The sequence below is a fragment of the Enterobacter sp. ECC-019 genome (assembly GCF_043974075.1).
GTDB classification, from domain to species: domain Bacteria; phylum Pseudomonadota; class Gammaproteobacteria; order Enterobacterales; family Enterobacteriaceae; genus Enterobacter; species Enterobacter asburiae_D.
The window spans coordinates 3431738-3452209 of sequence record NZ_CP143759.1 but is presented as its reverse complement, the minus strand read 5'-3'; the positions used below and the strand labels follow the sequence as shown (position 1 = coordinate 3452209).

19 protein-coding genes are annotated in these 20472 nt (G+C 57.8%); all 19 read left to right on the top strand.

All coding sequences use genetic code 11. From position 1 onward, the window contains the following. The first annotated feature begins 12 nt into the window (after nucleotides 1–12). The 19 genes from V1566_RS16390 to tssG all read left to right on the top strand — a co-directional run bounded on the left by V1566_RS16390 (nucleotide 13) and on the right by tssG (nucleotide 20456). A complete protein-coding gene (locus V1566_RS16390; RefSeq protein WP_395304005.1) occupies nucleotides 13–1251 on the top strand; it encodes a DotU family type VI secretion system protein in 1239 nt (412 codons plus the stop codon). Between the two features lie 2 nt (nucleotides 1252–1253). After that, entirely contained in the window at nucleotides 1254–4874 is a 3621-nt protein-coding gene (gene tssM / locus V1566_RS16385) for a type VI secretion system membrane subunit TssM (RefSeq protein ID WP_395304004.1), read from the top strand. A gap of 16 nt (nucleotides 4875–4890) precedes the next feature. Beyond that, nucleotides 4891–5607 carry a type VI secretion system-associated protein TagF gene (gene tagF, locus V1566_RS16380; protein WP_395304003.1) on the top strand — a complete coding sequence of 239 codons (717 nt, stop codon included), beginning with the start codon at nucleotides 4891–4893 and terminating at the stop codon, nucleotides 5605–5607. A gap of 11 nt (nucleotides 5608–5618) precedes the next feature. Beyond that, nucleotides 5619–6635, top strand: a complete 1017-nt coding sequence (gene tssA, locus V1566_RS16375) for a type VI secretion system protein TssA (RefSeq protein ID WP_395304002.1) — start codon at nucleotides 5619–5621, stop codon at nucleotides 6633–6635. Between the two features lie 75 nt (nucleotides 6636–6710). Then, nucleotides 6711–7235 carry a type VI secretion system contractile sheath small subunit gene (tssB, locus tag V1566_RS16370; protein WP_008502644.1) on the top strand — a complete coding sequence of 175 codons (525 nt, stop codon included), beginning with the start codon at nucleotides 6711–6713 and terminating at the stop codon, nucleotides 7233–7235. Nucleotides 7236–7238: 3 nt separating this feature from the next. Next, nucleotides 7239–8738 carry a type VI secretion system contractile sheath large subunit gene (gene tssC / locus V1566_RS16365; protein ID WP_023336028.1) on the top strand — a complete coding sequence of 500 codons (1500 nt, stop codon included), beginning with the start codon at nucleotides 7239–7241 and terminating at the stop codon, nucleotides 8736–8738. A 360-nt stretch (nucleotides 8739–9098) separates the two neighbouring features. Further along, nucleotides 9099–9581, top strand: coding sequence for a type VI secretion system tube protein Hcp (locus tag V1566_RS16360; RefSeq protein ID WP_008502640.1), 483 nt, complete (start codon nucleotides 9099–9101; stop codon nucleotides 9579–9581). Between the two features lie 57 nt (nucleotides 9582–9638). Beyond that, entirely contained in the window at nucleotides 9639–10181 is a 543-nt protein-coding gene (locus tag V1566_RS16355) for a hypothetical protein (RefSeq protein ID WP_021240381.1), read from the top strand. Further along, nucleotides 10172–10579, top strand: coding sequence for a putative T6SS immunity periplasmic lipoprotein (locus tag V1566_RS16350; RefSeq protein WP_032658405.1), 408 nt, complete (start codon nucleotides 10172–10174; stop codon nucleotides 10577–10579). The genes V1566_RS16355 and V1566_RS16350 overlap by 10 nt, the downstream gene beginning before the upstream one ends. Before the next feature lie 112 nt (nucleotides 10580–10691). Continuing rightward, nucleotides 10692–11045 (top strand): T6SS amidase immunity protein Tai4 family protein, encoded by a 354-nt coding sequence (locus V1566_RS16345; protein WP_395304001.1) that lies wholly within the window; start codon nucleotides 10692–10694, stop codon nucleotides 11043–11045. Nucleotides 11046–11087: 42 nt separating this feature from the next. Next, nucleotides 11088–12077, top strand: a complete 990-nt coding sequence (locus V1566_RS16340) for a hypothetical protein (RefSeq protein WP_395304000.1) — start codon at nucleotides 11088–11090, stop codon at nucleotides 12075–12077. A 1-nt stretch (nucleotide 12078) separates the two neighbouring features. Further along, nucleotides 12079–12477, top strand: coding sequence for a hypothetical protein (locus V1566_RS16335; RefSeq protein WP_395303999.1), 399 nt, complete (start codon nucleotides 12079–12081; stop codon nucleotides 12475–12477). Between the two features lie 111 nt (nucleotides 12478–12588). Beyond that, nucleotides 12589–14358 (top strand): type VI secretion system-associated FHA domain protein TagH, encoded by a 1770-nt coding sequence (gene tagH, locus V1566_RS16330; protein ID WP_395303998.1) that lies wholly within the window; start codon nucleotides 12589–12591, stop codon nucleotides 14356–14358. Further along, on the top strand, nucleotides 14355–15152 hold the full coding sequence (locus tag V1566_RS16325) for a PP2C family serine/threonine-protein phosphatase (RefSeq protein WP_014884226.1): 798 nt from the start codon (nucleotides 14355–14357) through the stop codon (nucleotides 15150–15152). Before tagH ends, V1566_RS16325 begins: the two co-directional genes overlap by 4 nt. A 16-nt stretch (nucleotides 15153–15168) precedes the next feature. Continuing rightward, on the top strand, nucleotides 15169–16167 hold the full coding sequence (locus V1566_RS16320; protein ID WP_395303997.1) for a hypothetical protein: 999 nt from the start codon (nucleotides 15169–15171) through the stop codon (nucleotides 16165–16167). Nucleotides 16168–16176: 9 nt separating this feature from the next. Continuing rightward, nucleotides 16177–16989: a type VI secretion system accessory protein TagJ gene (locus tag V1566_RS16315; RefSeq protein ID WP_395303996.1), complete on the top strand. Its 813-nt coding sequence runs from the start codon at nucleotides 16177–16179 to the stop codon at nucleotides 16987–16989. Further along, on the top strand, nucleotides 16982–17545 hold the full coding sequence (gene tssE, locus V1566_RS16310) for a type VI secretion system baseplate subunit TssE (protein ID WP_395303995.1): 564 nt from the start codon (nucleotides 16982–16984) through the stop codon (nucleotides 17543–17545). Before V1566_RS16315 ends, tssE begins: the two co-directional genes overlap by 8 nt. Nucleotides 17546–17547: 2 nt before the next feature. Then, nucleotides 17548–19419 carry a type VI secretion system baseplate subunit TssF gene (tssF, locus tag V1566_RS16305; RefSeq protein WP_395303994.1) on the top strand — a complete coding sequence of 624 codons (1872 nt, stop codon included), beginning with the start codon at nucleotides 17548–17550 and terminating at the stop codon, nucleotides 19417–19419. Further along, nucleotides 19416–20456 carry a type VI secretion system baseplate subunit TssG gene (tssG, locus tag V1566_RS16300; RefSeq protein ID WP_395303993.1) on the top strand — a complete coding sequence of 347 codons (1041 nt, stop codon included), beginning with the start codon at nucleotides 19416–19418 and terminating at the stop codon, nucleotides 20454–20456. Before tssF ends, tssG begins: the two co-directional genes overlap by 4 nt. The last annotated feature ends 16 nt before the right edge of the window (nucleotides 20457–20472 follow it).

The following is a 20472-nucleotide window of genomic DNA, read 5'->3' as shown; positions in this document are numbered from 1 at the left end:
CGAGCGCTTAATATGCAGGAACGACAGGACACCGGCAGTGATGCCGCGTTTACCGGAGCCAGTAGCAACAATCAGCTGGTGGCGGCCGCCAATCCGCTGCTCAACGCTATTCCGCAGATCCGTCACTCGGTCTCCCATGACGATCAGGTGGCGTTACGCCAGCGTCTGATCGATGAGATTCGCCGTTTCGAAGTCCGCTGCCAGCAGGCGGGGCTGCCGTACGAAGTGATCGTCGGGGCACGTTACTGCCTGTGTACGGCGCTCGATGAGGCCGCGGCGCTCACCCCCTGGGGCAGCAGCGGCGTCTGGTCAAGCAACGGTCTGCTGGTGACGTTCCATAACGAAACCTGGGGCGGCGAGAAGTTCTTCCAGCTGCTGGCGCGCCTGTCGCAGAACCCGCGTGAGCATATTCTGCTGCTGGAGATGATCAACTACTGCCTGCTGCTGGGCTTCGAAGGACGCTATCGGGTGCTGGATAACGGCCGCACCCAGCTTGAAACCATCAAGCAGCGGCTGTGGCAGATGATCCGCGGCGTGCGCGGCAGCTATCCGCCGCCGCTTTCTCCCCATCCGGAAGATCGTCCGGTGCTGCGCAAGCTCTGGCGGCCGATGGTTCCCCTGTGGGCCTGCGTGGCGCTGGCCGGGTTTATCGCCTGCCTGTTTTATATCGTGCTTAACTGGCGGCTTGGCGATAACACCAACCCGGTGCTGGCGAAGATTTATCAGTCCCAGCTGCCGGAAACCACTATTCAGCAACCGGCCCGTCAGCAACCGGCGGTACTGAACCTGCGCGGCTTCCTGAAGCCTGAAATCGAGGCTGGTCTGGTCGCGGTGAAAGACGAAGCGGACCGCAGCGTCGTTATCCTGAAGGGCGACGGGCTGTTTGCCTCTGCCTCTACCGTCGTGCGTGACCGCTATGAACCTGTCATCAACCGCATTGCGCAGGCGATGAATAACGTCAGCGGCAAAATTCTGGTGGTGGGCTACAGCGACAACGTGCCGATCCGCAGCGCGCGCTTTGCCTCTAACTATGAACTCTCTCTGGAACGCGCCCGCTCGGTACAGAAAATGCTGCAGGGAAGCCTCTCTCAGCCTGGCCGCGTGAAAGCGGAAGGGCGGGGTGAGATTAACCCGGTGGCGCCGAACACGACGCCTGAAAATCGCGCCCGTAACCGCCGTGTGGAAATTACTCTGCTGGTGTCGCCTGAAAACACTCAGGCTGAGCTGAACGGATTGCCGCAAGGAAACTAAGGATGCTGACTACACTTCTTTCCATTTTGACCAACCGCATTCTGTGGAGCTTCCTCGGCGTAACGGCGCTTGCGGCGGTGATCTGGATGATTGGTCCCCTGTTGTCCATCGTGGACACCCGACCGCTTGAGTCTGAACAGAACCGCATTATCAGCATTGCCGTGGTCTATTTGCTCTGGGCACAGGGCCACATTCTACCGCGCCTGTACAATGCCTGGCTGAACCGCAAGCTGATGGACAAGCTCAAAGAGAACACCGCCAGCCCGGAAGCCGCAGATCCGCAGAAGCGGCTGAACAGCGAGGAGCAGATCCTCGCCAGCCGTTTTGATGAAGCCGCGCAAATGCTTAAAAAAGCGCACTTCAGCAAAGCGGGCCAGGGCGCACAGTGGACGCAGCGCTTCAGCACGCAATATCTCTATCAGCTGCCGTGGTACGTCATTATCGGCGCGCCGGGCTCCGGTAAAACCACGGCGCTGGTCAATTCCGGGCTGCAGTTCCCGCTGGCCGATCGTTTCGGTAAGACCGCGCTGCGGGGCATTGGCGGCACGCGTAACTGCGACTGGTGGTTTACCAATGAGGCGGTGCTGCTGGACACGGCGGGCCGCTATACCACCCAGGAGAGCGAGCAGGTGCAGGACGCCGGCGAATGGCTGGAGTTCATGGGGTTACTGCGTAAGTATCGCCGCCGCCAGCCGATCAACGGTGTCATCATCACCATCAGCATTTCTGACCTGCTTACCCAGTCTGCCGAGGCGTCCCGCCAGCAGGCGGTTAACCTGCGTCAGCGTCTGTCCGAGCTGCATGAACAACTGGGTATCCGCTTCCCGGTGTACGTGATGGTGACCAAGGCCGACCTGCTTAAAGGCTTCCGCGCCTGGTTTGCCGACTATGATAAAGCGCAGCGCGACCAGATCTGGGGCTTTACGCTGCCGTGGGAGCAAACCAAACACGCCGATTACGACCTGATGGGCAACTTCCAGCAGGAGTTTTCTCTGCTCCAGCAGCGCCTCGATGCCGGGCTGCCGGAAACCATGCTGAAAGAGCATGACGCGAAGACCCGCGCAGAAGCGTATCTCTTCCCGCAGGAGTTCGCCGCGCTGCGTCCGCTGCTGGCGGACTACCTGAGCACGGTATTCGCCCGCTCCAACTTCGAAACCGAGTTCTCTCCGCGCGGGATCTACTTCGCCAGCGGGACTCAGGAAGGCATGCCGTTCGACCGCGTGATGGGCGAACTGAACCGCGCGCTGTCGCTGCCGGAAGGGGGGGAGGCGGATAACTGGGATTCGGTTAGCAAAGAAGCGCCTATCCCGGGTGCTAAAGGTCAGAGTTTCTTCATTAAGAACCTCCTGCAAAACGTCATATTCCAGGAAGCCGGAATCGCGGGCGAAAACCGCTGGTGGGAGCTGCGCAACCGGGCGGTGATCTGGTCCGGATACGCGGCGCTCCTGGCCCTGCTGGTGATCCTCGGCGGTCTGTGGCTGACCAGCTATGCCAAAAACAAAACCTATCTGGCAGAGGTGGATGCGAAGGTGCCGCTGCTGGACCAGCAGAGCAAAGCGCTACAGAACCAGCCGCAGCGTGACCTGTTCGATCTGCTGCCGCTGCTGAATGGCCTGGTTGACCTGCCGAAAAGCGACGCGTTTGATGTTAATGATCCGCCGGTATCCCGCCGTATGGGGCTCTATCGTGGGGATGACGTCAGCGATGCTTCGCAGTCCCTGTACCAGAAAGCGCTGGATCAGATGCTGCTGCCTGCCGTCGCCATGCACATCACTACCTGGCTTCGCAACGACAACGGCAGCGATGTGGAATACAGCTATGAAGCGCTGAAAGCCTATCAGATGCTGTATCAGCCGAAGCACTATGACGGCAAATTCCTGCATTCGTGGGTGATGCTCAATCTGCAGCGGAATTTGCCGCAGAACGTCACGAAGGCGCAGCTGCAGCAGCTCGAATGGCACCTGACGCAGCTGCTGGAACCGAAAATTCAGGCCTCGCCGTACGCGCAGGATGAATCTCTGGTTGCCCGCGAAAGAGCGATGATCAACCAGCAGCCGCTCTCCACGCGCGTATACGGTCGTCTCAAACGCCTGCTGGAACATGATGAGAACCTGAAGCCGGTCTCCCTTTCCGACCTTGGCGGACCGCAGAGCGAGCTGGTGTTTTCACGCAAAAGCGGCAAGCCGGTGAGTGAAGGCGTCCCGGGCCTGTATACGCCGGACGGTTACTGGAAAAGCTTTAACGGCCAGATTGACAGCGTAACCACCGCTCTGCACGAGGACGACGCCTGGGTGCTGGGGGCCGCGACGGCGCAGGAGGATAAACAGCAGATCGATAACGCCGTGCGCCAGCTCTACATGCGCGACTTTATCGCCAACTGGGATCGCTTCCTCGCCGACATTCAGCTCAACAACAGCGCCGACCTCTCCCAGCGTATCAACACCGCGCGCCTGCTTTCCGGGGCAAACTCGCCGCTACGCCGTCTGGTGCAGAACCTGAGCCAGGTCCTGACGCTGTCACGGAATGCGCCAGCGCCGGAAGATGCGGATAAAGCGCAGGCGCAGAGCAACCGCGCCACCCGTACGCTGGAAGCCCTGTTCAGCAACAATGACGCTGCGCCGACCCAGGCCGCCGTTGTCACCCAGGCACCGGAACAGCTGGTGACCGACCACTATGCGCCGATGATTGAGCTGGCGCAGCCGCTGGAGAAGGGCGGGAAGATCATCGTGTTTGATGATTTTCTCAAGCAGGTGGATGAGCTCTATCGCTACCTGACCGCGGTCCAGGATGCGGCCAACAGCGGTATGCCTGCACCGGGCGGCGAGGCGATCAGCCGTCTGCAGGCCAGCGCCGGTCGCCTGCCGGGCGGTCTGCAAACCATGTTCAGCAATATGGCGGTGGGCGCCAGCAGCGATACCCAGCGCCGTGACCTCGAAAACGTGCGTAAGCGGATTAACGTTGAGGTGGGCGGTTTCTGCCGTCAGGCGATTGCCGGTCGGTACCCGCTGGTGCGCAGTGCCAGCACCGAGGTCACCCCTGACGATCTCGCGCGCATGTTTGCGCCGGGAACCGGGCTGATGGACGCTTTCTTCCGCGACAATCTGACCAATAAAGTGGATACCACGCAGGCAAACTGGCGCTTTATGCCGGGCATCGACGGTAAAACGCTGCCGGGAAGTGAAGGGCTGCTGAGACCGTTCCAGCAGGCCCAGTCGATTCGCGACGCTTTCTTTGCTAACGGCGCAACGACGCCGTCCTTCAAGGTGACGGTTCGCACCGTGCGAATGGATAACTCCATTCTGAACCTGACGCTGGACGTCGACGGCCAGTTGCTGCGCTACAGCCACGGTCCGCAGGCCGTGCAGATCATGAACTGGCCGGGGCCGGGCGGCACCAACCAGGTACGCATGCAGCTGGGGCTGGCTAACGGCAGCACGGCGACGCTGGTCACCAACGGCGCCTGGGCGCTCAACCGCTTCTTCGATAAAGCGAGCACCAGCCCGGGCGCGGGTAGCCTGAGCCGTCAGGCCACCTTCAGCGTCGACGGACATCAGGTCACGCTGGAGTTTGCGCCAAACAGCATTCGTAACCCGTTCCAGCTTCCCCGTTTCTCATGCCCATAACCGCAAGGACAGCCGTATGACGAATACCCCTGCGATGAACCGCTACAGCTGGTATGGCAAGTTACCCAGCGCCGGAGATTTTTTGCAGCGTCGCTTTCCTGACACTTTACAGCGCCAGTGGTCACACTGGTTCCAGGTCGGTCTGCTGGCCTGGCAGCAGGAAGAGCTGCGCAGCGGCGAGCGCCAGTTCCAGAAAGCGCCAGTCTGGAATTATGTGGTACCGCCTATGCTTGGCAGCCAGATGATCCAGATGGGCTGTCTGCTGCCCGGCCGCGACAGCGTTGGCCGACAGTACCCGGTTTGCCTTCAGCTGAGCTTCGCCCCGTCAGAGTGGTCGACCAGCCTGCTCAGCCAGGCCGAAAGCTGGTACCAGCAGATTGGACGCCTGGGGCTGCACGCGGTGCGCAATAGTTTTTCCGCCTCGCAGCTGGATGAGATGCTGATGACCATTCCGGCGCCGCAGCCCGTCGAGCCGCAAAAGCGTTCCGACATCCTTGATGTGATTGGCTATGACGAGGATGGCCAGAGCACGCTGGGCTGGCCTCAGGCGGCGGAGTGTTTTGATCCGCTGCGTCAGACCAGCTACTGGTGGACCAACCGCTGCGACGGTTACCCGCTATACACCCACGTGCACAGCGGTAACTTTACCGGGCAGCTTTTCACCCTGCTGTTCGATCCGGCAGGGGGCGCCCGTCCGGGGCGTCACGGTCTCTATCCGCCCATGTTTGAATAAGCAGGGATCTTATGAATATCGAAGAATTTCTCGCGCCAATAAGCCCCGAAAAACCCTGCGGCGAAAACCTGGAGTACGACGCCGACTTCCAGATCATGAATCAGGCCAGCCAGGGGAAAGCGGAACAGCAGTTTGGCGACACCATTATCCCGGCAGAGCCCGCTGACTGGAACACGGTAGAAAAATTCGCCACCAGCCTGCTGACCCGCACCAAAGATCTCCGCGTACTGCTGGCGTTAACCCATGCCTGGACGCGCCGCCGCGGTCTTGCGGGCTACGCGGACGGATTATTGCTGGTGCAGGAGGCGATCGCCCGTTACTGGGAAACCCTCTATCCGCTGCTGGAAGAGTATGGCGAAACCGACCCGTTCTATCGCATTAACGCCCTGGCGGGGCTGAGCGATAAATCTGACCTCACCGTCGCCGTGCGAAACGCCTCGCTTCTGCGTTCAAACGGCGATGAAATTTCGCTCCGGGATGCCCAGGCCCTGCTGGACGGCAGCAAGACGGAATGTCCGGACTATCCCGGCGGCCGTCCACGGCTGATTGACGAACTGGCCCGCGGCGACCAGCCGGGAACCGCAGCGGTTATCGTCATTAACGAACGTCTGCTGGCGATTCGCGCGCTGCTCACCGGGCATCTCGGTGAAAGCGGCGTGCCCGAGATGGAGCAACTGCTGAAAACAGTCGGACTGGTGGCCAGCGCGTGTCAGGTGACCGACATCAGCAAGCTGCTGCCGAACCGTGAGGCGCAGGCAGAACCACAGGCTGAGCAGCAGTCGGCGGCAACGCAGCCCGCTCAGCCAGTCACCGACTGGCGAAGCGTGCAGGTTACCAGCCGCGCCGACGCGCAGCTGATGCTGGAAAAAGCGAAGCAGTATTTTGCGCAGTACGAACCGAGCCACCCCGCACCGCTGATGATTGAACGGGTGCAGCGGCTGTCAGAACTTAACTTTATGGACATTATTCGCGACCTGGCGCCAGACGGCGTTAACCAACTTGAAAACATCTTTGGGCGCCGCGAATAACGCGTCCAGGCATTATGACGACAGGCATGGAGCCTGCCGTTTCACCTTCACCGCGCATCTTTGATGGAGAACATCATGGCAATGAGTAACAGTGGGCAGAAATTCATCGCACGTAACCGTGCCCCCCGCGTGCAGATCGAGTACGACGTAGAGATCTACGGTGCAGAACGTAAGATTCAGCTGCCGTTTGTGATGGGCGTCATGGCCGATCTGGTCGGCAAACCGGTGGAAAATCTGCCGGCCGTCGACGAGCGTAAATTCCTCGAAATTGACATCGACAACTTTGACGAACGCATGAAGGCGCTGAAGCCGCGTGTGGCGTTCCAGGTGGATAACACCCTGACCGGCGAAGGTAAGCTCAACGTGGACCTGACCTTCGACAGCATGGACGACTTCCTGCCGGATGCGGTGGCCCGCAAGGTTGAGCCGCTGAACAAGCTGCTGGAAGCACGTACCCAGCTCTCTAACCTGCTGACCTATATGGACGGCAAAAACGGTGCGGAAGAGCTGATCGCTAAAATTCTGCAGGATCCGACGCTGCTCAAATCCCTGAGCCAGTTGCCGAAAAATGACGAAAGCGCGAAAGGTAGCGAGGAATAATCGATGAGCAACCAGACTCAACAACATGAGCAGCAGGCGGGTCAGGCGTTCAGCCAGGATGAATTCAGCGCGCTGCTGAACAAAGAGTTCCGCCCGAAAACCGATCAGGCGCGTTCCGCCGTAGAAAGCGCGGTCAAAACCCTGGCGCAGCAGGCGCTGGAAAATACCGTCACCTTCTCCAATGATACCTACCGTACCATTCAGAACCTGATTGCCGGTATCGACGAGCAGCTGTCGCAGCAGGTGAATCAGATCATTCACCACGACGAGTTTCAGAAGCTGGAGAGCGCCTGGCGCGGTCTGAGCTACCTGGTGAATAACACTGAAACTGACGAGATGCTGAAGATCCGCTTTATGAGCATCTCCAAGCAGGAGCTGGGCCGCACTCTGAAGCGCTTCAAGGGCGTGGGCTGGGACCAGAGCCCGATCTTCAAGAAAATCTACGAGCAGGAGTACGGTCAGTTCGGCGGCGAGCCGTTTGGCTGCATCGTGGGCGATTACTACTTCGACCACAGCCCGCAGGACGTTGAGCTGCTGGGTGAAATGGCGCGCATCGGCTCTGCGGCGCACTGTCCGTTTATCACCGGTACCGCACCGGGCGTAATGCAGATGGAGTCCTGGCAGGAGCTGGCTAACCCGCGCGACCTGACCAAGATCTTCCAGAACACCGAGTACGCGGCCTGGCGTTCACTGCGCGAATCCGAAGATGCCCGCTATCTGGGCCTGGTGATGCCGCGCTTCCTGTCGCGCCTGCCGTACGGCATTCGCACCAACCCGGTCGACAGCTTTGACTTTGAAGAGCAGACCGACGGCGCGAACCACAACAGCTACTCCTGGGCGAACGCCGCGTACGCGATGGCCGCCAACATCAACCGCTCCTTCAAAGAGTACGGCTGGTGCACCTCGATTCGCGGCGTGGAGTCCGGCGGAGCGGTTGAAAACCTGCCGTGCCACACCTTCCCGAGCGATGACGGCGGCGTGGACATGAAGTGCCCGACCGAGATCGCCATCAGCGATCGTCGTGAAGCCGAGCTGGCGAAAAACGGCTTTATGCCGCTGGTTCACCGCAAAAACTCCGACTTTGCGGCCTTTATTGGCGCGCAGTCGCTGCAGAAACCGGCGGAGTACCATGACCCGGATGCCACCGCTAACGCGCGTCTGGCCTCTCGTCTGCCGTACCTGTTCGCCTGCTGCCGTTTTGCCCACTACCTGAAGTGCATCGTGCGCGACAAAATCGGCTCCTTCCGCGAGCGCGAAGAGATGGAGCGCTGGCTGAACGACTGGGTCATGAACTACGTAGACGGTGACCCGGCGAACTCCTCTCAGGAGACCAAGTCCCGCAAACCGCTGGCGGCTGCGGAAGTGCAGGTGCAGGAGATTGAAGACAACCCGGGCTACTACGCCGCGAAGTTCTTCCTGCGTCCGCACTACCAGCTGGAAGGCCTGACCGTTTCCCTGCGTCTGGTTTCTAAACTGCCGTCGCTGAAGACGAAAGACGCGTAAGAGCAACGTGCGTTTTGTGAGTTTCGCCCGGTGGCGCTACGCTTGCACGGGCCTACAATGAAACGTGCAATCTATTGATATCGTTGCTAAATATAGGCCGGGTAAGCACAGCGCCACCCGGCAGGAAAGACGGCTAAATTGTTAATGCTGTCCTTAACTGGTTCCAGAATAACGCACGGTAATAATGACTTCACATTCCTTCCGTTATTTCGGCGGAATGTAAGACTGTCAAATGACACGGGTCATTTGATGTGAGGCAGAGGTAAAATATGGACGGTTTTATTCAGCCCCATGCTTTCCTGTTTGCCATATAAGTGCTTTTTCGAAAGCAATATTGTTCATCCACGAAGAGTAGATATTATGGCTATTGATATGTTTCTGAAGGTCGAGGGTGTTACGGGCGAATCTAAAGATTCTAACCACACCGGCTGGACTGATATTACCTCCTTCTCCTGGGGCGCTTCCCAGCCAGGTAATATGAGCGTTGGCGGTGGCGGCGGTGCCGGTAAAGTTAACTTTAACGACCTGCACGTAAACGCGCTGATCGACAAATCCACCACCGCTATCCTGAAACACTGCGCAAGCGGTAAACACCTGACTAAAGTTGAACTGTCCGTTTGTAAAGCGGGCGGCCAGCAGGTGGAATACTCCCGCATCACGCTGGAAGATGTGCTGGTGACCTCTGTTCAGTACACCGGTGCTGACAACGGCGATACCGTTGGTGTGACCTATGCATTCCAGGCTGCGAAAGTGAAACAGCAGTACTGGGAGCAGACCACGTCTGGTGGTAAAGGTGCTGAAAGCAGCGCTGGCTGGAACATCAAAGAAAACAAAGAAGCATAATTGCGTATGTGACCGGGGAATTTTCCCCGGTCATTATCAACCGGGAAGGAAGATAGCATGGCAAGTTTGCAGGAAGGAGGCGCCCGTCCTCTCACCATTGGCGAAATAGCACTGGCGCGCTCGGTTTTTGGTGACGCAATAAAGTACTCAGAAGTTAAAGTCCATAATAAAAGCTATTTACCGTTTAATATGCAGTCGACAGATGTCGCGATGACTCCCAATGGTGAGCTCTATTTTCGCGAGCCGCATTATCGGGATGACTTTTCAATAGAGGTTCCGCGATATAAACACTGGTTTATTCACGAAATGGTGCATGTACTGCAGCATCAGATTGGAATGAATGTTCGAACCCGAGGCGCATTCAGTTGGGCAGCAAGTTATAATTATTCTCTGCCCCCCGATAAAAAACTATCGGACTTTGGTATGGAGCAGCAGGCTTCTATCATTTCAGATTTTTATTATCTGATAAATTACGGTCTGGGTGATTTCCGAAACATTGCAGGTTTCGAGGGGATTATCGGACCCGACCTGAAGGATAAATATCTGCAGGTATTATCGTTGTTTATTCAAAATCCTAAAGACCGGCGGGTATGGTTATGAAACAGTTACTCAGTGTTGTAGCAATCGCATTAACGGTGAGTGCCTGTGTCTCTCATCCTGCACAATATCAGTCGCTTACGGTTACGCTAAAGAACAACGAACCCTGCTTTGCAATTCCCGCTAACTCCGGGTTAGACGCGCCTGTCACCAGCCATTCGCCCACCATAATGAAACGCGCTGGAAATGAATGGAAAGCGATATCGCCGCCGTCAACGTTTAGCCCTGAGGTGACGTTAACGACCCAACAGTGTCACCAGTGGCAGGGGATTGCGTGGCAAGCGGGAGAATATGATGTTGCTCTGAAAGTGTCAGGGAAAAACGATTCTATTCGCTACGCTGCCCGTTTCACCTTACAAGAAGGTCCTTCAGGCCAGTTTAAGCTTACGCAGACTGAATAGAATGTATTAACCCCAAATGCTGCGGTTCATGCCCCGGGCGGATGCCGATATTCTCGGTATTGATGACTACTGTTTACCGGGTACGTACCAACGCAACATTCTGGAGCCTGAAATGAAACGTTTACTGCTGCTCGTGTTGGCATTAAATGCCTCTGTGGTTTATGCCCAAACGCTGCCTGATATCAGCGCTTCTTCACAGCAACAAATTTTTGAAAACTGGGTGCAAAACCGCTGTATCGGTAAGATTGCGGACAGCAAAGCTCTGAAAGCTGATGCAGAGGCCAGCGCCGCCGCCTGGCTCGAAGCAAGCGATTTGCCTGCTGAGAATTTTGAAAAAGCGGACAAGGTGATTGCTTCTCTACTGAAAGAGAAAGTGGGCGGTACTGAACCGGGTCATTATCAGGTTTTGAAGTGCAGCTTAATCGCCAATAGCGACGCGATTCGTTCGCTGAACTCCCTAAAGTAGCATTTCACCATTTATTTATGCATTAGACATAAGGAGTTTTTCATGGCAAATCAGTCAAACGTTGCTCCGGGTTACTGTGTGGTACAGCAACCAGGTACGCTTGATTTCCAGGCAAGACAACTGTTTGGGAATTCACGTAATGAAAAATCCGAATATTTTATGCAGCTGAATAAAGATACAGCTTGGGTTAAACCTGGGCAGATATTAATTGTTGCTGATCCGCAGGGCGTTAATCAATCTCATCAAATTAATGACTTGGCTATTGCCAAAAAGAAAGTAAACAACGCGCTTGCAACGATTGATGGGGATACGGCGGAATTTTTAAAGAATAATTTTGATAATATTGCTGCCATAACTGCATGGGGTGATACCTTAGTAGGAAACGCAAGCAGTGCGGGGGAGTCTTACTTTAAACAAATTGAAAGTATTTTGATTAAAATTGAAAAGACATATCAAAATCAGTATCGAACACAAGGTGCTCTTATTGGGCAGCAGTTTTATGCAGAACGTAATGCCCTCCTTGCACAACTCAAGCCGCTATTAAATAAACTAACGAAAAAACAGCTCAAATTTAGAGATTATGCGGATCTTAAAAGAGCATTGGGACTTTCCACAAAATCAATTGTTCATGAATGGAGTACGGTTGGTATTGGTGCGATTCCAGGGTACTCAACGTATATCGACCGGGCGTCCAAAATTACGGCTTATATGAAAGCAGGTGGATGGGTTGCATTAGGTTTTTCTTTTGCGAATACGACTAACGAAGTCTATCATGCATGCACCCTTGGTAGAGAACATGAATGTGGCAAGGTTGCAGTGAGCGAATATAGCAAATTTGGTGGCGGTGTTGCTGGTGCAGCGTTAGGTTCCTCACTTGCGGCTCCTGTTTGTCTTGCATTAGGCGTACCAACAGCGGGAACAGGCACCCTCGTTTGTGGTCTTGTCGTCGGCGCAGTGGGGGCCGCCGGGGGAACAAAGGTTGGAGGATTTGTAGGAGAGCAAATGAATAACTTAATATTTAGCGGGGAATAGTGTGATTACTGATAATATTTACTCTGCTTTTATTATCTGTGTTTTTGCCGTTTTTATAATTCTTGTGCTAACGTTCTATGTTGATTACCGGAAACATTCCGATCAGGTTGATAAAATCTATGAGTTGCTCATTCAGAAGAATTTTCTCATGGAAGAGGATTATCAGACCTGGAAAAATCTTGGGTTTTGGGGATTTGGTTTTCGCACCACAATTTTATCAAGGCTTGTGCGGGGCAAGCGTATAAAGTTGACTGAATCACGTTGGCTTGAACCTCAATCTTGCAACAATGTTTTATCTAACTTCGAATTATCCTGGATTAATTCATATAACAGAAAGGTTAAAGTTGCCACGGCTTTGTTTGTACTGCTTTTAATACTAGCAGGCGTTAATGAAATTTAATTATACATTGAAGATTTAAATAATGCTTTTTTTGGGTTGACCCCAAACGCCGCCGTTCTCGTCCCGAGAGCGGCAGCGTTTGAGCGCTAATCATACCAGCAGGAATACGCCATGCGATTCACGATTATTTCTACGAAACCCGGTCATCAGCCGCCGCAAAGCAGCTGTGATTTTTACGCCCCGGGCGGCACCATTGGGCGCGGTACGGATAACAATCTGGTATTGCCGGATAATGACCGCACCATCTCTCGTCTGCAGGCCATTGTTCACGTGGACGCCCAGGGCGAATGCCGCGTGACCAACCGTGGCAGCGTCACCCGCGTGGCATTAAATGACATTCCGCTGGAGCGAGGCCGTCAGGTTGAACTGCAGGATGGCGACATTCTCGGTATTGATGACTACCGTATCGAAGTGACCGAACTGATCCACGATACTCAACCCGTGAGCCGTATGGCGGCCAGCATGCATCAGCAGGCGCGTCCGACAGCCGCACCCGCGACCGCGCCAGCTCCTCAACCGAAACCGGCAAGTGCCGCACCGCGCGGGAAGGCCGAGCCGACCGCCGTGCCAACGGAGATCTGGGATAGCCTGATGCAGGAGTTCTCCATCTCCGACAGCATCTCCAGCAACCGTACAAAACCGCAGCCTGCTGCATCGCACGATCCGTTCTCCCAGCCTGCTGCCCCGGAGCGTAACGCTGAAGATCCGCTGGCGATGTTCAACGACAGCGATCCAAAGCTCGAGCGTAAGAATGTTGACCCGGACACGCTGTTCAGCGACGAAGCGTTGTTCAAAAAAGAGAGTATTTTTGACGACGTCACCCCGTCAACGCTGGTGCCGCCGGGCGAGAATAGCTCCGTTAAGCCAGAAGAAGAGGCGACGGATGAGCTCGATCCGCTGGCCCTGTTTGGCGGTAAGGCCAGCGCGCCAGCCGCGCGTAATGACGACCCGCTCGGGCTGATGGGCGGCGCACCGTTAACCCATCCGGATGACATTCTTGCCGAAAAGCCTGCGCCAGTGCCGGAACCCGAGCAGGAACAGGACGTGCTGGCGGATTCTCCGCTGTTCGCCCCTGAGCCGCAGGAAGAACCGCGTGCTGAACAAGAGCCCGCGCGACCGGATTACGCAGGCTTCACCATGCCAACGCCACAGGCCGTTGCGCGCAGCAGCGCTCAAGCTCCGAAGGGCCGTCTGCGCATCGATCCGGTCAATAACGCTGCCGCCCCAACCGCCACGGCGAACAGCGGTGAGAAGGGCGAAGTGCTGCAGGGCGAGCTGCTGGAGGCGCTGCTGGAAGGGATGGGTCTGAGCGAAATGCAGCCCGTCCCGCAGTTCGACCGTGAAAATATGCGTCAGCTGGGGCAGATCCTCGGCATGTTCTCTCAGGGGACCGTGGCGCTACTTTCATCACGCTCCATTCTCAAGCGCGGTGTGAAAGCCGATATGACCATGGTGCTGGACGACGCCAACAACCCATTCAAGCTGTTGCCGACCGGCAAAACCGTGCTGATCCAGATGTTCGGCACCCCGATGCCGGGCTTTATGCCGCCGACAAAATCCGTGCGCGACGCGCTGATCGATCTGCAGGCGCACCAGCTGGGCATGATCTCCGGTATCCGCGCCATTATCGCCGCGATGCTGCAGTCCTTTAATCCGGAACAGCTGGAAGAGCAGGCGAAGCAGAACGGGATGACCTCTCGTCTGGCGCTGCCGGGCAGCCGCAAAGCCGCCCTGTGGGACTATTTTGTGCGCAGCTATGGCGAGACGGCTGGCGAGATTGAGGATGACTTCCACACCCTGTTCGGCGAGGCCTTCCTTCATGCGTACGACATGGAGGTAAATCAGTACAAAGACTCACAGAGCGGATCGGAAGACAAATGAATATCGCAACGGCTTCTCTCTCCCGCCAGGGGACGCGCGCCAGCAACCAGGATCAGACGGGAGAAACCATAGGGGAACGTTCAGCCTGCTTTGTCGTCTGCGACGGCATCGCGGGCCTGCCGGGCGGTGAGGTGGCTGCAGAGCTGGCCCGCAACAGCATTATCTCCCGCTTCGATGGCGACAAGCATCTTAACGCGCAGCATATCCGCGACTACGTGCAGACGGCGAACCGCACTATCCTCAGCGAACAGCAGGCCGTGCAGGACTATCGCCGGATGGGCACGACGCTGGTCAGCTTGTTCATTGACCGTGATTACGGGCTGGCCTACTGGGCGCACGCCGGAGACAGCCGCCTGTACCTGTTTCGCCGGGGATGGCTGTGGCATGTGACCACCGACCACAGCCTGGTGCAGCAGATGAAAGATGCCGGGCACCAGACTGACAACCTGAACAGCAACCTGCTCTATCTGGCGCTGGGGATTGAAAACGGCGGGCCGGAAGCGAGCTACAGCGACGTGGTGCAGGTTGAAGACGGCGATGCCTTTTTATTGTGCACCGACGGGTTCTGGCACGGCGTCAGCGAAGAGCAAATGAAGCAGTCGCTGCATATGGTCAATACGCCGCAGGAGTGGCTGACCTTAATGAACCAAATCATTCAAAAGAATGGCGAACAGGAAGGGAATGCTCAGGATAACTATACTGCCCTGGCGGTATGGATGGGCAACCCTCAGGACACCACTTTGCTGCACACCCTCTCTGACGCAGCACAATTTCTTCCCTGCGGAACTGATTAGACACACAAGGAACGATATGAAACTTTGGCTATCGGGTTTGGCACTTCTGGCGGTCACCTCCACCGCGCAGGCTGAGAATTTCCGCATCGTGCAGTCTCCTGCGCAGAAGCTGGATATCTGGATCGACAACATCAAAGACAACACGCCGCAGAGCTGGTGTAAGCCTGAGGTGGCGCTGCGTATTGTGGCGAACGGCAAGAAAGACGTCTCCGTGCTGGAGAACTTTGTACCGCGTCTTGGCGCACTGCTGGAACACCAGTGCAGCAAAGTGAATAAACTTAGCTGGACGCTCAACGATCCGGCGGGTACCACGCTGGCGCAGGGCTCGGCAGGCAAAGCGCAGGACTGGGCGCTGGTGGTGAAACAGGAGCAGGCTGCGCCTGCTGCGACCGTCACTGCAACCCCAGCCAGCGGCGCGTTACTGCCGCCAGACCAGAACGTGGCATCCCGCACTGTCGCCGCTGACCGCACGCCGTGGCAGGAATTTACCCTGCAGGACGGCTGCCACCTGCGCACCTTCTGGGAAGGAGGCGCGTCCGCACCGGCGCTCTTTATTCCGGATTCTGACACCACCCGCTGCGGTAACGGCAGCTGGCTGAGCGGACACACCGTTGTTTCGCAGTCCCGCAACGGCGGACAGAAAGAGATGGCGGTGACCTACATCCATGGCTTCCCGGTGACCGGACTGAATCAAAGCGCCGACCCTGAAAACGCGCTGATCACCTCCGTCAACAAAGAGCGCATGGTATTCAGCACGCCAAACAGCGACCAGAGCTGGATGATCCTGCCTTACGATAACGCCCTGAACAGCTGGAAAAGCAACGGCACCGTAGCGGTGGAGATTTCCCGTGAAATCGCCAGCGATGATGCAAAACTGCAGGCGCGTATCGCGGCGGTGAAAAAGACCTGGAGCGCCTGGGTCGCACCCGGCACGCCGCTGAATATCGTTCTGATTGACACCCTGCGTCCCCAACTGCGCGATCCGGCCGTCGGCGCGTGGCGCGCGGCGAATTAAGGAATGGCTATGAATACGCTCTATCAACGCCTGGCGGGCGAGTCGCTCAACGATGCGCTGGCGCGCCTTGAGGCTGAAATCAAAGCCCGTCCGGCGGATGCCGACCTTCGCGCCGCGTTCGTGCAGTTTTTAACCCTCAGCGGCAACTGGACGCGTGCGCTGACCCAGCTGAAAAGCTGGCTGGCGCTGAAGCCTCAGGCGAAGCCTACCGTCACGCTGCTGGAGCAGTCCATTCAGGGCGAGCTGCAGCGCGCGCAGGTGATGGCGGGGCAGGCGCGTCCGGCCATGCCTGAAGCCCAGTGGCCGTGGCTGACTACCCTTGCCGCGGCGCTGAGCGAGGAGGGCGATCGCGCCCGGGCGCTGCGTCTGGAGGCCCTCGATCGGGCTGAGGCCACCGCCGGCCAGATTATCCTCGAAAACGAGGAGACGCAGGCTTTCGAGTGGCTGATGGATGGCGACGCCCGCCTCGGCCCGGTCTGCGAAACCATCGTGAACGGCCGTTATTTCTGGCTGCCGTTTAGCGCTATCGCGGAGATCCGTTTCCAGGCGCCTGCCAGCGTGACCGATCTGGTCTGGCGTCACGCGCTGGTGCGCCTGACCGACGGTACGGAGCAGGTGTGTCAGATCCCGGCGCGTTATCCTTTTGCTGCCGATGCCACTGATGCAGTTAAACTGGGCCGCACCACCGAATGGCAGCCGCTCGACGAAGACGGCACCCTTTACGAAGGTGTGGGCCAGAAAGCCTGGCTGAGCGAGCAAAGCGAAAACCCGCTGCTGTCCTTAAGCCTCGTGACGTTTGCGACGGATGGAGCCGATGAGTAATCCCGCTGGCGAAGGCGATCTGCTGCGCAGCGGCTGGCAAGCCCGCAGCAAGCAGGAGAAGGTGGTGGCGCGCGACAAAATGCAGCCCTCGCTGCTGGATCGCCTCACCGATAACGACCCGGAAAAAAAACGCGAGTCGGCCAACAGCAATCTGATCACCCACGCCGCTCTGCGCCGCAATGTGCTGCGCGATCTGCAGTGGCTGTTTAACACCATTAACCACGATGCCTCCGGCGATTTGAGCGCCTTGCCACACGTGAACCGCTCGGTGGTCAACTTCGGCGTCGCGCCGCTGGCCGGAAAGAGAATGTCGGATATCGAATGGCACGATATCCAGCGCAAGCTCACCGAGGCGATCATCAATTTTGAGCCGCGCATTTTGCCGCAGGGGCTGCAGGTCCGCTGCGTGTCGGATACCTCCTCGCTGGACCTGCACAACGTGCTCTCCATCGAGATCAAAGGGCGTCTGTGGTGTGTGCCATACCCGCTGGAGTTTCTGTTTCGTACCGATGTCGATCTGGAAAACGGCCATTTTGAACTGAAAGATGCGGGGTAATCATGGAAAGTAAACTGCTCGAATATTACAACCGTGAGCTGGCCTATCTGCGCGAAATGGGGGCCGAGTTTGCCGAACGCTACCCTAAGGTTGCCGGACGGCTGGGCATGCGCGGCATCGAAGTGGCGGACCCGTATACCGAACGTCTGATGGAGGGCTTCGCCTTCCTGACCTCCCGCGTGCAGATGAAAATGGACGCGGAGTTTCCGCGCTTCTCCCAGCGTCTGCTGGAGATGATTGCGCCTAACTATCTCGCGCCCACGCCGTCAATGGCGATCGCGGAGATTGAGCCCGACAGCAGCCGGGGCGACCTGAGCAAGGGCTTCATTGTGCCGCGCGGTACCATGATGGACAGCCTGGCGCTGAAAAAAACCGGCGTGACCTGCAGCTATACCACGGCGCACGAGGTCAACCTGCTGCCGCTGAAAATCGACAAGGTCGAGCTGGGCGGCGTGCCCGCCGATCTGCCGCTCGCGCAGCTGGGGCTGAGCCAGCAGGGGATCAAAAGCGCTCTACGGATCCGCATCGCCTGCGACGGCCCGCAAAACCTCGGGCACCTGGATTTCGACCGTCTGGAATTTTTCCTCGGCGGTCCGGATATTGAAGCGCTGAAGCTGCTGGAGTTGGTGATGGAGCACCACGTCGGGATCGTCTGTCAGGCGGTCAGCCCGCAGCCGCAGCGACAGCTGCTGGCGTCTGACGCGCTGCGCCAGGAGGGCTTTGAGCCTGACCAGGCGCTGCTTCCGGACGATCTGCGCAACTTTGACGGTTACCGCCTGCTGCAGGAGTATTTCGCGTTCCCGGCCCGTTTCCGCTTCATTAGCCTCAGCGGCCTGAGCACGCTTATCCAGCGCTGTGAAGGCGAAAAAGCTTTCGACATCTTCATTCTGCTGGATAAGTCGGATGAACAGCTGGAGCGCGTGGTCGATGCCAGCCATCTGGCGCTGCACTGTACGCCGGTCATCAACCTGTTCCCTAAGGTCGCGGCGCGTCAGAAGCTGAATGAAGGCCAGCATGAATACCATCTGGTGGTGGATAACATCCGTCCGCTGGATTATGAAATTTACGCGGTCAAAAAAATCTATGGCAGCGCGGACGGTCAGCGTGATGACCAGACGTTTCGTCCTTTCTGGAGCACCTGGAGCGGCGATGCGGGCAACTACGGGGCCTATTTTTCTCTGCGCCGCGAACAGCGCGTGCTCTCCGAGCACGCGCTGCGCTACGGCACCCGTACCGGCTATATTGGCTCTGAGGTCTTCGTCTCGCTGGTGGATGAACAACACGCGCCGTGGCAGGAAAACCTGCGCTATATCTCTGCCGAGGTGCTCTGCACCAGCCGAGATCTGCCACTGATGCTGCAGCAGGAGCTCGGGCAGTTCATTATGGCCGATTCCATGCCGGTGAAATCCCTCACGCTGCGTAAAGGCCCGACGCCGCCGCGTCCGGCGCTGGCCGAAGGGTTCAGCACCTGGCGGCTCATCAGCCAGCTGCAGATGAACTACCTCAGCCTGATGGACAGCGAAAACGAAGACGGTGCGGCCGCGCTGCGCCAGCTGTTAGGGCTGTACGCCAACCTGGCCGAAACACCCGTTGCGCGTCAGGTGGAGGGGGTACGCCACTGTGTGCTGGAGCCGGTACACCGCCGGGTGCCTGAGCCCGGCCCGGTTGTTTTCGCCCGCGGGATCGGCATTACCCTGACTGTCGATGAGCGAGCCTTTTCCGGCGCCAGTCCGTGGCTCTTCGGCAGCGTAATGGAACGACTCTTTGCCCGTCTGGTGTCCATCAACAGCTTTACGGAGTTCACCCTGAAAAGTCAGCAGCGCGGCGAGATTGGCTACTGGGCACCGCGCATGGGTAAAAGGGCGCTGATATGAGTGACACAGCTGCACCGCTGCGCGTACATCGCCTGACCCGGCTGCCGGATGCTTTCTGGAGCGGGGTCCGCGAGACGCCCTGGCGCTACGATCTGTTTCAGCTGTTAAGACGCATTGATGCTCAGGGCGGCGAGCGCTACCCGCTGGGACGCGCGCCGTTGCCGAAATTTGAGCCGCTGCGCATCGGCCAGCAGCCGTCGATGAGTTTTGCGCCGTCGACGCTGGCTCAGGTCCGCCAGCGGGAGGAAAGCGGGCTGCATGAGGTGTCTATCCTCAGCTTCGGCCTGTTTGGCCCGAACGGCCCGCTGCCGGTCCACATGACCGAATACGCCCGCGAGCGTATTTATCATCATCAGGACACCAGCCTCAGCGCGTTTGCCGATCTATTCCATCACCGCCTTGCGCTGCTGTTTTACCGCGCCTGGGCGGATGCGCAACCGGCCGTCTCTCTGGATCGCGCCGATAACAGGCGCTTTGAGGGCTACCTGGCGTCGCTGATTGGCATGGGGCAGCCGGGTCAGATGAACAAAGGCAGCCTGAGCTCGCATGCCCGTTTTGCCCACGCCGGACACCTGACCCGTCACGGGCGGGATCCGGAGGGGCTGGAGAAAATCCTGCGCAACTATTTTAAAGCGCCGGTCAAACTGGTGAGCAACGTGCCGCAGTGGATGCCGCTTTCCACGCGCGAGCAGGCGCAGCTGGGAGCAGGACGCCGCATGCCGCGCATGGGTGAGTCTGCTTTTCTCGGTATCGCCGTCCGCGATGTGCAGCATAAGTTTCGCATCGACATTGGCCCGCTGAGCGCGGAGGAGTACAACCGCTTTCTGCCGGGTGAAGCGTGGGTCACCGAGCTGCGCGACTGGGTGCGTCAGTACGCCGGGGTGGAGTTTGAATGGGAAACGCGGGTGATCCTGCGTGAAGACGCGGTGCAGGGCACCACGCTCGGCAGCAATGGGCGATTAGGCTATAACACCTGGCTTGGCCTTCAGCCGCAGCCTGTCCCGCGTGGCGATCTGGTGTATTGCGCAGAGCGATAATTTTTCTAACGCATTG